13 protein-coding genes are annotated in these 13,719 nt (G+C 39.7%); 5 read left to right on the forward strand and 8 right to left on the reverse strand.

The features are described 5' to 3' along the window. The 6 genes from AC4MRQ_RS20805 to AC4MRQ_RS20830 form a co-directional block, all read right to left on the reverse strand. A partial coding sequence (locus AC4MRQ_RS20805) for a monomeric [FeFe] hydrogenase (RefSeq protein ID WP_491199646.1) occupies positions 1–1,266 on the reverse strand: 1,266 nt, incomplete at its 3' end. Next, positions 1,253–1,531, reverse strand: coding sequence for a (2Fe-2S) ferredoxin domain-containing protein (locus tag AC4MRQ_RS20810; protein WP_491199647.1), 279 nt, complete (start codon positions 1,529–1,531; stop codon positions 1,253–1,255). The genes AC4MRQ_RS20805 and AC4MRQ_RS20810, both read right to left, overlap by 14 nt. A gap of 2 nt (positions 1,532–1,533) precedes the next feature. After that, the gene (locus AC4MRQ_RS20815; protein WP_491199648.1) at positions 1,534–2,721 is read right to left on the reverse strand and encodes a SpoIIE family protein phosphatase; all 1,188 of its coding nucleotides are present in this window, start codon (positions 2,719–2,721) and stop codon (positions 1,534–1,536) included. Then, the gene (locus AC4MRQ_RS20820; protein ID WP_491199649.1) at positions 2,714–4,432 is read right to left on the reverse strand and encodes a [Fe-Fe] hydrogenase large subunit C-terminal domain-containing protein; all 1,719 of its coding nucleotides are present in this window, start codon (positions 4,430–4,432) and stop codon (positions 2,714–2,716) included. The genes AC4MRQ_RS20815 and AC4MRQ_RS20820 overlap by 8 nt, the downstream gene beginning before the upstream one ends. Next, positions 4,423–4,689 (reverse strand): (2Fe-2S) ferredoxin domain-containing protein, encoded by a 267-nt coding sequence (locus AC4MRQ_RS20825; RefSeq protein ID WP_491199650.1) that lies wholly within the window; start codon positions 4,687–4,689, stop codon positions 4,423–4,425. Before AC4MRQ_RS20825 ends, AC4MRQ_RS20820 begins: the two co-directional genes overlap by 10 nt. A 184-nt stretch (positions 4,690–4,873) precedes the next feature. Beyond that, entirely contained in the window at positions 4,874–6,571 is a 1,698-nt protein-coding gene (locus AC4MRQ_RS20830) for a sigma-54 interaction domain-containing protein (RefSeq protein WP_491199651.1), read from the reverse strand. Positions 6,572–6,923: 352 nt separating this feature from the next. Between AC4MRQ_RS20830 and AC4MRQ_RS20835 the strand changes: the two genes are divergently transcribed. The 5 genes from AC4MRQ_RS20835 to AC4MRQ_RS20855 all read left to right on the forward strand — a co-directional run bounded on the left by AC4MRQ_RS20835 (position 6,924) and on the right by AC4MRQ_RS20855 (position 11,317). Next, positions 6,924–7,604 (forward strand): energy transducer TonB, encoded by a 681-nt coding sequence (locus AC4MRQ_RS20835; RefSeq protein ID WP_491199652.1) that lies wholly within the window; start codon positions 6,924–6,926, stop codon positions 7,602–7,604. A gap of 398 nt (positions 7,605–8,002) precedes the next feature. After that, positions 8,003–8,671 carry an energy transducer TonB gene (locus AC4MRQ_RS20840; protein ID WP_491199653.1) on the forward strand — a complete coding sequence of 223 codons (669 nt, stop codon included), beginning with the start codon at positions 8,003–8,005 and terminating at the stop codon, positions 8,669–8,671. Positions 8,672–8,906: 235 nt separating this feature from the next. Continuing rightward, the gene (locus AC4MRQ_RS20845) at positions 8,907–9,929 is read left to right on the forward strand and encodes a DUF4837 family protein (RefSeq protein WP_491199654.1); all 1,023 of its coding nucleotides are present in this window, start codon (positions 8,907–8,909) and stop codon (positions 9,927–9,929) included. 94 nt (positions 9,930–10,023) lie between these two features. Continuing rightward, positions 10,024–11,019: a tetratricopeptide repeat protein gene (locus AC4MRQ_RS20850; protein ID WP_491199655.1), complete on the forward strand. Its 996-nt coding sequence runs from the start codon at positions 10,024–10,026 to the stop codon at positions 11,017–11,019. 100 nt (positions 11,020–11,119) lie between these two features. Then, positions 11,120–11,317, forward strand: a complete 198-nt coding sequence (locus AC4MRQ_RS20855) for a sporulation protein Cse60 (protein ID WP_491199656.1) — start codon at positions 11,120–11,122, stop codon at positions 11,315–11,317. Positions 11,318–11,926: 609 nt separating this feature from the next. On the opposite strand, the gene AC4MRQ_RS20860 is transcribed toward AC4MRQ_RS20855, so the two are convergent. Together AC4MRQ_RS20860 and AC4MRQ_RS20865 are read right to left on the reverse strand one after the other, a co-directional pair. After that, complete coding sequence (locus AC4MRQ_RS20860; RefSeq protein WP_491199657.1) at positions 11,927–13,096, reverse strand: glycosyltransferase family 2 protein; 1,170 nt, start codon at positions 13,094–13,096, stop codon at positions 11,927–11,929. A 147-nt stretch (positions 13,097–13,243) separates the two neighbouring features. Then, on the reverse strand, positions 13,244–13,719 hold a 476-nt coding region (locus AC4MRQ_RS20865), incomplete at its 5' end, for an acyltransferase (protein WP_491199658.1).

A 13,719-nucleotide genomic window follows, 5' to 3' on the forward strand; every position in this document is an offset into this window, starting at 1 on the left:
TATACCATCAATCAGTTCAGTGTTGATTTGATGATCGCTCGTCAGTATAGTTTTGATGGCATTTGTTACACCACCCGATGCAGCATAACCACGACTCTCAGGACGCACATTAGTGGAACAAGAGTGTTCGTTGCTGGTCGCAAAGTCAATTTTTAACGCAGCAAATAAAGCCCCCAGTTCTTCGGTGGTAATCACATAGTCGATGTGTGAGTTATTAAATGCTTCACTTCGCTTAGCCAGGCATGGGCCAATAAATACGGCCCGATGATCAGGATAGCGTTCTTTTGCCAGCAAGGCTGTATAGGCCATAGGTGATGGTGTATCACTCACATATGGTTTTAATTCAGGAGCATGTTTCTCAGTAAATTGGATATAAGATGGGCAACAGGATGTAGTCATAAGTTTTTCACCCTTCTTCAGCCGCTCTAATAATTCCTGTGTCTCATGATCGGTGGTTTGATTGGCACCTTCAGCCACTTCAATTACCGCATCAAATCCGATGTCTTTAATACTTTGCATAATTTGTGTTGCGCTGGCCTTAAACTGGCTGAGAATAGCCGGAGCTACCATGGCTACTGTTTTTTCTTTCTTGTTTTTAATATTGTAGAAAAGTTTGAGTATCTGCGATTTTTCAGAGATGGCACCAAAGGGGCAGGCTGTCATGCATTTACCGCAATGAATACACTTGTCAAAATCAATTTCTTCAATACCATCATTATTTTTGCGAATAGCTTTAACCGGGCATGATTCTTCACAGGGAACAGGTAAGTAGGCGATCGCATGAAAAGGACAGGCTTTCTGACAAATACCGCAATTAACACATTTCTGATGATCGATATTGGCTTTCCCGTTAAGCACCATGATGGCATCTTTCGGACAGTTGACCTGGCACGGACGCCCTTCGCAGCCCAGACAAAGGTTACTGACTGTATAGTTAACCTGTACACATGAGCTGCAGGCTTCATCAACCACTGTTAAAAAATTACCGTTTTGCTCATAACCCTCTAAGGCCTGTTCGGCATAGGTGCGCAGAGGTGTTAATTCATCTTCTTCATCGGCAATGTTAAAGCCGAGCAATGCCATAATTTTATACTTAATAACTGCACGATCTTTATGAACACAACATCTGATTGGAGAATTAGTGCGAGGCCGCATCTCCAGAGGAATGCGATCAATCTTATCCGTCAATTCGTCGTTTTGCAGCAGTTTAATCAACCGAACAAGCAGTTCACGTTTGGTGATCACAGCGTTATTATAATAAGTCATTCTCTTCGAGTGTTAGCAGGTGTTTAATTATTTTATGCGTGGATGCGTTATTCACAGGCATGTTATTGATTAGCACGCAAGGGTGTAACTTTTCGTCGTGATTGCAATTGCCAATGCAAGGTATACCTTCAATATTTACTTTATTTTTAAGCTCTGTTGGTAAGCTGTCATTTAAAAGATGTAGTTCAGCTCCACCCATAATGTAGCACATTGTGCCACAACATATCTGAACTTTGTATTTTGGTATAGCGAGTATATCTGACATGGTTATAAGTATTCTATTTCTATTGTTTTAAGGAATTTATCTTCCAGTATTGAAGCAATTTTTTTAATAATGTTCCTTCTGATCTCCAATTCAACAGGTAAGTTGGGATCTTGATGAGCATTATTAATCTGTGTGCCGGCAAGTATCAGAATAGAATCTGAGTCAAGTAGTAGCTTAACCATCTGCTCTGCCGGTCCTTCGCCTTTCACCTTTGTGTTCGTCAACTGTTCAAGTATGGAAGAAACTTTTCCTAATGTTAAAATGCCTTCAGTAATCAGATCGATACCTTCCATTTGTGCTACCGGTGGTAAATCCGGTCGGTAGTTATTCAGTTCGATGCTGATATCGCGCTTTAATTCGCGGGAAATAATCTTAGATGTTGTGCCACCACAAATGATTTTTGCGCCACCGAAATTCACCAATCGTTCGGCTAAAACCGCATCGTAATTTTTATAGTATGGCGGGCCTGATGCCAAAACCAGTTTGCGTGGCTCCCGGCAATAAATAACCTGGCAGCTGGCATCATCTTTAAACTGATCAGCATCATTGGCTTTAGCGCGTTGCATGATCTTACGGGCAAGCTGTTTTGCTGATATGTTTTGCTGATTATTAATGGTTTGTTGGGTAAAGCTTTTTAAGCCTTCGCTACCCCAGCCAAAAGGCATCTTTGAACTGCCCATGCCCGATTGGGTAATTCCATCCGACACAATGATGATGCGATCTTCTTTCTGCAACTTAACATGCGAATAAAGCACTGTGGCTGACAGGGTATCACTTCGCCTGATTCTCTTCGGCTCAGCTTGCAGACTGACAAAATTGCCATCGCGGTAGATTAAAACAGGTGGATTGTCGAATTCTACAATATTAGCATCGCCAAAGCAGTTAATATCCAGAATGCTGAAGGTAGAGTAGCTGATCTGCCTTTTGGAATCCACCGGTAAGGTGTTCATGATAAAGTCAGCCGTATGTTCCAGAGGATCATTTTTAGCCGTAAACTGAAGTGCCATACTGGTGGTCATGGTAGCAAGTATATTGGCTTTCACACCAGAGCCCAAGCCATCCGACAATACAGTTATTAAACGATCTTCTTCTTTTAACTTTCTCGACTCACAGGCATCACCACATACATTCTGTAAGGCTTTGCGTTCCTGGCATAATTCAGCTTCTATATAAAAACGCCTGTTATGCATGGTCTTCGTTTTGGGCGTCTAATATTGAGTTTAGAAGAGAATCTGTGTAAGAAGCATTTTCGCCCAGAAGAAAGGCAATTTTTTGCACAGTCTCCATGTTCTTTTTAATGACCTCACGTGTGCGCTTTTCAACAATTTCCTGGCGGAACTCGGGTTGACGCGCACTTTGGATAATACCTGTTACAAGCTTGTGCTTTTGAATATTAAAAATAGATAATTGCAGGTTTTTGTCATTTTCAGTAACCGGTAACTCGTAATATTCCTTGCCTGTCATCAATGCAGTTTTGAACAGTTTGGCAAACGATCCTAATTTGTTGACTTCAGCGCCCCGCATGCCGGGATTGGCTTCATAGCATAGTTCTGTTTCACTTCCCATTAACCGGGCAAAGCTAGCATTCATCTCAACTACCTTATATTGATCATCGATTATGACAACACCTGATGGAATTTTTTGAACCAGAATGGTTGCTTTATGATGGGCCACCATGCGCATATAAGAAACACACATGGCTGTTTCAGCATTACCGCTCAGAAGCGCCTGAGCAAAGTCACGACAAGTATCATAGCCGCATCCACTGCAATTAAGTTCGTCACTTACTGCTGTCTTACCAATGCTATGCAAAGCTTCTTTAATTTCATTAGCTGAATATTGATTGATCTTGACCGACTCAATATTAAAAAAGTCACGTTCAATATTAAAAGTCTGTTCTTGTTGTAGACATGTGTTTCCCTTTTCCTGACGGCAGTTAAATTGCTTTTTAATATTCAGGCATTTTCCTGCTAAATCCTTACAGTCACTCATGCCCGGCCCATTTAAACAGCCCGTTTCACAAGCCAGTAACTCCAGAAATATGGGCGCGTTTTTACCAAGATCATCCAGGTTATCCAGAATATTACGAACCATATTCTGTCCGGTAAAACTCATAAAGTTACTGTCACCAGAGTTGTTGGCTTGTTTAATGGTCTTCACCATGCCGCCATCCAATGGATAAATCACACCAGCATTGGCCTGATGTGGTTCAAAATTGCATTGCTTTGAACCGGACAGATTATCCAGATCGATGTTCTCGGCATTTAACCACTCATTCAACTCTTTGAAAGTAAGGGAAACATCTACTAAGTCAGATGAATCGGCTTCTGACTTTTTACCAATACAAGGCCCGATAAAAACAACACCGATATCATTACCATACCATTGCTTTAACATGCGGGCATGAGTTAACATGGGCGACATATATGGCGTAATGGCCATGGTATGTTGAGGGTAATATTTACGGATCAGCTCAACCACCACTGGACAGGCTGAGGAGATGTAAGCTCCACTTTGACGGAATTTAAGATAATGACCTACCTGTCTGGATACTTCCTGTGCACCCAGTGCCGTTTCAGAAATACCTTTGAAGCCTAATGTTTTTAAAGCTTCGAGTAATGGTTTTTCATTGATGCCATACTCAGCCACATAAGATGGAGCCAGGGAAACATAAACCTGCTTTTTCTCTTTGATAAGCAGTTTTGCCCGTGAAATGCCATCGCGTACCTTTTTAGCACCTGATGGGCAAATGGCCACACAATGACCACAGTAAATGCATAGATCATCTAGCACTGAGGCGCGGTTATCACTTACCTTAATAGCTTTTGTAGGACACTCGCGAATGCATTTGTAGCAATCTTTGCAATCGTTAACTTCAGTATATATCGGCTTTAAATGCATTTGGCTTTATCAAAGTGGTTTGATAAGATAATCGGAAGATTACTTTGTGTAACACCTTCATATACATGTTCATCAATTTCGATAACCGGCCCCCTCTTGCACATTTCATTACAAAGGTGTCCTCTGAAATCAATATTGGAATCAATTTTTCGTTCCTTCAGAAAGTTTTGTATGAATTTTAAATTCTCTGCATTGCCTCTTGAATGACAAGAGCTACCCAGGCAAATTAAAATCTGATGCGTTACATGTGCTTCCATGCTCATTGTTGTTTGAACAGGAAGGTGCCAAGGATGTGCCAAAGCTTGTAAGGGGCAGATAAACAGATAGAATGAAATCTGCTGTTTGGTGAGAAATGAAAACGAAAGCTGGCAATGTCCTAAAGAAGGACATCGCTCTTAATTTGATGTCCTAAAAAATTACAGTGTCATATAATGATACATATTACTGATTGATATGGATCGCGTATTTTTTGATTTTCAGGTATAAGGTATTTCGGCTGAATCCCAATGATTGTGCAGAATGTGTCATGTTATAATTGTAATGCCGAAGTGTATTAACAATCAGATTTCGTTCCATTTCTTTCACAGTAGTTAGTTGTGGAACAGAACTGTTTTCTGTCGAATCAGAATCTGTTAATTGAATAATTTCCAATGAGTTATTTGCTTTCTTAAGATTTTCGAAAGGAATATTACCGTCCAGCATCACATATTGCTCAATGGCATTCTCCAGTTCGCGGATGTTTCCCGGCCAGTTATATTCAAGAAACTGTTGCAGGGTTGAGTAACGAATCTGTGGAACTTGTTTTTGAAGCCGAACTGACTTTTTGTTGAGAAAAAAACGAATAAGTGATGGCAGGTCTTCCATTCGCTCCCTTAAAGCCGGTATTTTAAGTGGAATAACACTTAGCCGGTAATATAAATCCAGACGGAAATTACCATTATCGACCTCTTCCTTCAGGTTCTTATTAGTAGCTGCAATAATACGCACATCCACTGGAATTGTTTTTTCACCACCAACACGGGTGATGGCACTTTCCTGTATTGCCCGTAATAATTTAACCTGAACTTCGGGTTTCATATCACCAACTTCATCCAGAAACAATGTGCCGCCGTTGGCTAACTCAAACTTACCCGGATTACCACCCTTTTTAGCACCAGTAAAGGCCCCTTCGTCATAACCAAACAGTTCACTTTCTATCAGATTATCGCTGATGGCTGCACAGTTAATTGCCACAAAACCTTTGTCTTTTCTACTGCTGGCATTGTGAATACTTTGGGCAAACACCTCTTTGCCCGTTCCGCTCTCAGCTTCAATTAATATGGTTGAAGGGCTATCTGATATATTTTGGGCGTATTCAACCAGTTTGCGCATCTTCTGGCTTTTGGCAATAATATCCTTAAATACAAACCGGGCCTGCATACCCGTATATTTATTAACCAGGTGATATACATTCTCCAGTTCCCGGATGGCGATTACCATTCCAATCAGTTTGACATTCTCCTGGTTAAGAATGGGTGTGATGGTTACATTAAATTTGGCCTTGCCGTCTGAAGTGGTTATCGCTATTTCCTCATTAATAAACTTTTCGCCCGAGCTAACCAGTTGATAAATATTGTTCCAACTGGGGATAAGCTTGCGGACTGATATTTTTAGCAGTTCCCTCCGCCGTATATTAATCCATTGACAAGCCAGATCGTTGGCATATTTGATTACACCCTCAGTACTGACCGAAATCACACCAATCTTTAAAGCGTTCATCATCGCAAAGGTGAATTGGTGCGTATCATCCATTTGCTGCTGCATGCTGGCATCCTTTAAAACTGCTTCAATGGATGTGTTTAATGATGATGTAGCAATCTGCAACCAGGGGAATTCGATATCAATGGATGAGATTAGGTAAATGTGCAATAGTTTTGACTGCGAAGTGTTACAGTGGTAAACCAAGTTATAAACTTTATCTCCTATATTGATAAAGCCTTTTTCCTGTTGCTGATCCTCCCATTGAATATGTTCCTGAATCATCTTCCAGTTAAGTCCTTCTTTTAATTCATAACGTTTAGGGAACATCAGCTTGCCGTGAACCTGTGATATGAGACCTTCATCACTAACAATTACCAATCGGAATAGTGCATTATCCATACTACAGGTAAATTGCTCTATTGCTTCATTGATTAAAGAGCTGTACGAAGAAATTGGTTGTGAAGACTCCATGGGTATACAGAATACAGATTGCAATGCAAAAGTAATCTTTTTAGAACAGAATGACGGGGATAAAATGCTACTTGTTTTCGCCCAGATGGGCGTTATATCTGTCCTGCAATTCAGTGCGTCTTTTTGTGTTAATAAAATTGGAAAATATTTTAAATCCTAGATTATCAGTCTTATATGAGGAGATGTTTGTGTTTGATAAATGTTGTTGATGGCTTTTGGTATGCAACTTGGCTATAAGTTGATCAAAGTAACTTAACGTGAAACCTCAAAACAATTGCCTATGGAAGTAAAGAAAAGTAAAAAGGCCGATCTGGAGCGAAAAAGGGCTCTGTTCTTTCAGGTTGGATTAATTGTCACACTTGGATTAGTATTATTAGCTTTTGAGTGGACAACAACAGATCCTACAGTGAGTATGCTCGCTATGGTTGATGAAGAAGTCCTGGAAGAAGAGGCACCGCCTATTACAAGACAAGAGGAAGTCAAGCCACCGCCACCTCCGCCTCCGCCAAGAGCAGTAGATATTTTACAAATCGTGGATAATGATGTGGAGTTGGATGAAGATTTGGAAATCGATGATATGGAAATGGATGAGGAATTCGAAGTTGATTTTTCAATGCTTGAGCCGGAAGATGAAGAACCAGGAGATCAGATTTTCATGATTGTAGAAGAAATGCCCGAATTCCCGGGCGGAACAGCAGCTTTGTTAAAGTACATCGCTCATAATGTGAAATACCCGATTATTTGTCAGGAGAATGGAATACAAGGAATGGTTAGTGTTTCATTTGTGATAAATGAGAAAGGTGAAGTAACAAATGTAAAAGCCTATCGTGGTACAGACGCCAACCTGGAACAGGAAGCTGTCAGGGTTGTCAAAAGCTTACCCAAATGGAAACCAGGTAAGCAAAGAGGTAAGGCGGTTAAAGTCTCCTATTCTGTACCTGTTCGTTTCAGACTGCAATAGCAGTAATGTTTAACACAGTATTAGTAACTATTAAAAGTTAATATATGAAGTAGTAAAAATTCCCTTTTCATGTTGAGAAAACGTTCTCGATATAATTTTTCAGAATAAAAGCCGATGTATCCAGCACGACCCTGCAAATTCGAATCGAAAGACGATAAAATGGAACATCGGCTTTTTTGTGCGATAATGTCTGGGGCAAAAGCGCCCAACAGGGCGTTTATTAGTTGAGTTTCATACCAATGAAAATAGTAAAAATAAAAATTTCGATTGTTGTAAGTGGCACATATGTAGTGTTTTGTATTCTGTGGTGATAAATAGTTGAACGAGTATTGATAAAATGGAACACCCCTTGACTATTAAAAGACAACTAACATTAGTAACCTCATAAATAAATCGTCATGAAAGCAAAAAAATATAGACACGCTGATCTGGAGCGTAAACGAGGAGTCTTTTTTCAGGTGGGTTTAATAATAGCTTTGGGTGCATCGTTGGCAGCCTTTGAGTGGGGATCATCGACTGAAAAGGCTGTGATACCGGTATGGGACGATCCATTTGTAGATGATGTGGAAGTGATACCTATTACTACGCAAGAGAAGCCAAAGCAAGAGTTACCTAAACCAATTGCTTTAAAAAACATCATTATTGTGGATAATGAAACACCAGTAATTGATGATGGCCCTGATTTGTTTTCAGAGATACCTTTCGAAGCATTTGAGCTTCCTGAAATGAAAGACGAAACGGATGAGGCACCGATTACATTTATCAGAGTTGAGAAAATGCCTCAGTTCCCCGGAGGAGAATCTGCCTTACTGAAATTTATTGCCAACAGTGTTAAATACCCTGGAATATGTATTGAAATCGGCACATCCGGCAGAGTATATGTTTCATTTGTGGTTGATGAAAAAGGTAATGTTGTTGATACAAAAGTAGTCCGTAGTCCTGATGAGAATCTATCAAGAGAAGCCTTACGGGTTATTAATAGTATGCCTCAATGGACACCGGGCAAGCAAAGGGATCGAAATGTAAGGGTAGCCTATACATTACCTGTGAACTTTGTTTTGAATTAACTCTTCAAACCAATCTATATATAGACCGACACCGGTTGTTTTTTTACCGATTGTTTCATCCGTGCCTAAAGATAGTATGATTATAATCGATTCAGCCGGTGTCGTTCATTTCTCTAACCATTTAAATCGAATACCATGAAACGAACATGTAAATTTTAATTACGAGTTGTCTAAGGGGCATGATTAAAATTTACTTGAGAGTTCCATCTGACAAATAAAAATAGAACATAAACAGATGAAAAATTATATCAACACAATCAGCAATAGGGTTTGGTTATTGGCTATTACAATAGTTACTACCGTTATATTGGTAGCGGCATGTACCGATCAACCGTCAAAATTTAAACCGCGTGCCATTGGTTCTCCCGGCGAGTTACTCGTCGTTATTGAGGATGAGCATTGGTTGTCTGAATCGGGCAAATTATTAAAGGAGTTATTAAAGGATGAATTTCCGGCATTGCCACAGCAGGAGCTTTTATTCAGGAAAACCCGCATTGCTTTCGGGCAGTTTGAGCGACATTTCAGAACCTATCGTAATGTGCTTCTGGTTTCTGTTCGTCCCGATATAAACGCTGGTCGTGTCAATTATCGCCGACAGGAATGGGCAAAGAATCAGAGTGTTGTTGAGGTTGTATCACCAACAATAGAAGAGTTGGGTTCGTTGCTGGAACAGAAATGGCCAACCATTAAAGGTTTTTTTTACAACGGCGATATCAGGGCAATGGCCAGTTCCTATACCAATCTTTATCAGCCGGAAGCAGTGAAGCATATCGAAGATAACTATCCGTTTAGTCTTTATTTTCCTAAAGGTTTCAAGTTGAAAAAATCGGACGGGCAGTTTAGCTGGCTTGACGATGAACGTATGGGCAGTCAGTTGGGCATCCTGGTGTACCGTTGCCCGCTTGATTCAATCGATAATTTTGATGCTGATGGACTGTTACAATTCAGGAACAATTTGCTTTGTCAGCAGATTCCCGGAGAATATGAAGGTTCGTTTATGTCGACCGAGGAAAACTACCCTGTATCTGTCAGGAAAACCAAATTTGCAGACAGACAATGGACTGAGCTGAGAGGACTATGGAAAGTACAAGGTGATTTTATGGGAGGTCCGTTTGTTGATTTCTTTTACGAGGATAAGGAAAACAACGAATTACTAATGTTGAGTGGTTATGTTTATGCTCCGTCTAAAGCACTGAAAGGTATTTTGGTACGCGAAGTGGAGGCTGTTTTAAAAACCATTGAGTTAAAGGAATTGTAGTCAATATAGGTCGCTTGATTGTTAACAAGCGTTAAACCTGATCCTCTTATTGAAATTGTTTGACGGATCAATAATAAAAGTCTATCATTACAGCATGAGAACGATACTAATGTTGTTGATGATGGGCTTTTTTCATCTCCAGGCCCAGCAAAGTGAATCGGAAAAGTTGATCAAACAAGGTCAGGCTCTGTTTGGTCATGAACTTTATGAAGATGCCATTAATAAATATAAACAGGCTATTACACTGGATAAAAAGAATATTGAGGCGCATTATGAATTAGCCTTTACCTATTTGACGATTAAAGATGACAAGGAAGCACTTTATTACTGTCGTAACGTATTAGCCAAAGACAATGAGTATTGGCTAGATGCCCTTTTGATATATGGTGCTTTACTTAATAACAAAGGACAATATATACAGGCAATCAGGGAGTATAAAAAGGCGTTGAAAAAATATCCCAATGAGAGTCTTTTGTATTTTAATATGGGCCAAAGTTATCTGAAGTTGAAAAAGCCGGATGAAGCAGAGCGTGCAGTTATTCAAGGCTTGCAGTTGAATAAACAACACGTTGCAGGTCATCGTTTATTGTCAGATATCATGAAGCAGAAAGGAGAAGTACTAAAAAGTATGTTGCCTTTGTACTATGCCCTGTTTATAGAGGTGGATGAGATGAACAGAGAGCTTTTATTTGATGATTTACAGGTGAGATGGCACGTGGCCATGGTGCAGAAGCCGGGATTTGCAAAGCCAATTAGTAAGCATTCATCTGTTTCTGGTTTAAAAGTGGCCGAATCCAAGCTAAACGATATTGCCCGTGAAGCATCGGTTAATAACCCTGAAGAACCTTATAAACTGGTGAATCAAACACTGGCCTTGTTCACCATGTTAAACGAAGAGCAGACTGGGGAGATGGATTTCTTTGATATCCAATATGTTGATTTTTTTAAGCAATTACACATTGCTACACATACCGAAGCGTACTCTTATTTTATTTGCAGCACAAAATACAATGCTGAATCTTTGTTATGGATCGGAGATAATAAAGCAAAATTTAATGCATTCATAAATTGGATGGAGCTACAGCAATAAACAATGATAACATTCGTCAAAATTGGAAATGATTTTTGAATCTTAAATGAAACTCTGCCGTAGGAGAAGGAAAAGATGTAGAATTATAAAATTTGGTGATATGAGTAACATTGTGACAAAGCATTTTCAATATACAGGAACGGACGATTTTGATCAATCATTGGATGAGCAGATTAATACCTTTGTAGAAAAAGAAGGCATCACCACAGATCAATTGATTGATATCAAGTTTAGCGGTCACTCGGATCAGGGAGGAGTTGCAACTTATTCTGCTTTGCTTTTGTATAAAAAGAACTAATAAATTTTGAATTTGCTATATAGCCTCCATTAAATACGGGGGCTTTTTTATGAATAGAATTTTAGTAATAATGCCGATTGACAATTGACAGAAGTGCCTGATGTTTCGCACTTTCAGAGCTTTGTCATCATTCTGTGTGCACCGCAGGGTTTCATCCTGCGCTTCTATGTGCAGGCTTCCGCTAGGGCGGAACAAGCATTTCAGGCCAGATTGTGAGCGAGGTTTAATCCTCCTTCGTGTTCGCTTTGGCGGATAGGACGCGTGGTTTAATTTCCCGCAGTTTGCTCTGGGGTTAATACCATTTATTAGTTCTGTAAGAACGACACGTGCAAGCATAGTCCGCAAGGGCTATGGTCTTAATTGACAATGCAATTGAGGGCTGTAAGTCCGGCACATCTATGCATCTCACGCTCATTTTTAACTGTCGATTCAGCTTAATAAGGATTCGATCCTTATGTGTACTTATTATCTGACCCAATTGGGTCAGGTAGTGCAACCCAGTTGGGTCATACAATATAACTAAGCTATTATTTCCTAATTATCTGTATGCTGTTAAGGAGGTTTACATTATAGATCCCATATTTACAGGACTTTAGTTATTGCTGAATATTATGCTCTTGCCGCCCTTTCCCAGTTGACTGATTGATTGTTTTTGAAGAACCGGATAAATCCTCTGAATACGGCATAGTTCATAATCAGAAAATAGTAAGGTATAAACAGAATTTTAAAGCGTAATTTGTTTTTTTCAAGTATCCAGCCTGTAAAAGCCAGGGCGTAGAAACTGCATTGCAAAACAAACAGCCATTCGTAAACAGGATATTGTGATGCTAATAAGCCATTTAGTATAAAGGTGCCAATGAGACAAAGAGGCGCAAGAGTCCATCTCAGAACACGATGTGAGATATACTGAAAAGCCAATAGCTTGTATTTAAACACATTTAATAAGGGTAGCAGGCGAATAATCGATTGGATACCACCGGCGCTGATTCTTATTTTTCGCTTAAGCTCTTCTTTCACATTTGCAGAGGCTGTTTCAATGGCATATGCTTCAGGATCGTATCCGATTTTATAACCTTGCATGGCTATGCGCAGCGATATAATAAAGTCATCCAATAAGGTATCTTTTTCAACTTCACGGAATAAATGCTTTCGAACAGCAAACAGTTCACCGGCAGCACCAACAGCAGTGTTCAATTCTGCATCCCATTTTTTAAGTGTTGATTCATATTTCCAATACAAACCTTCTCCGGCAGCGGCAGCATCATCCGTCAGATTACTTATGATTCGTTTTTCACCTGATACACATCCGATTTCAGGATCTTTGAACAGCTTAACAATTCTCAGAATGGCATCTTCGCTTAATAAAGTGTTCGCATCAGAGAAGACAACAATAGGTGATTCTACTAATTTCATTCCGCGATTGATGGCAGCAATCTTTCCATTACGTTCATCCCGATGTAAAACGGTTACATCCTTATATTGCTTCAATAAATTCGGTGTTCCATCATTTGATCCATCGGTTACCCAAACCTGTTTCAGATTAGGGTAGTTGAGGTTCCTGGTGTTTTTCACTTTTTGTTGCACATAATCCTTTTCGTTATAGGCAGCAATAAGCAAGGTGACTTCCGGCAGATATTCTTGCTCATCTGCGGTGCTTAAAGGTTGACGCTTAAAGATTCTTTTAATGCTTACCAGAATGGATAGCACCATACCGTAACCAAGATAGGTGTAAAAAATTATACCGAATAATATCCAAAAAATGATCTCTATAGTTTTCATAGCAATTGATTTTAGTAACAAATTATACCACCCCGCCTGTCGGCACCCCTCCTAAAATTCAGGAGGGGAAGATATTGCGTCATTCTCCTCCTTCAAAAGGAGGAGTATCCCGTTTTAACGGGAGGAGGTGGTTACAATAGTTAATTATTAAGCTGTTTTTTTAACCCATTTGTTGGACTCCTGATTGAATACCTTGATTACTTTAGCAGGATTTCCGGCTACCACAGAATAGGATGGTATGTTCTTGGTAACCACACTTCCTGCTGCAACAACACAATGTTTACCAATGAATACACCTGGTAAGATAACTGCATTGGCACCAATCCATGTTTCATCACCAATATATACTTCACTGGTGTTGACTCCTTGTTTTGAAATCGGAGTTTCAACATCCTGGTAGTTATGATTTAAAGCGGAGATAACAACATTTTGTGCCAGTCGAACATGATTACCTACATAAACAGGACCAATTAAAACAGAGCCAATACCGATACGGGTATCGTCACCAATGTAGATTTTACCTACACCATTATTAACCGTACAGAAATCTTCAATGGTTGAATTATTTCCGAGATAGAAGCGGTTGAATGGCAGAATATCCATTCGGGTCATTGATTGAATGG

The sequence above is a fragment of the Carboxylicivirga sp. genome, from assembly GCF_982718395.1.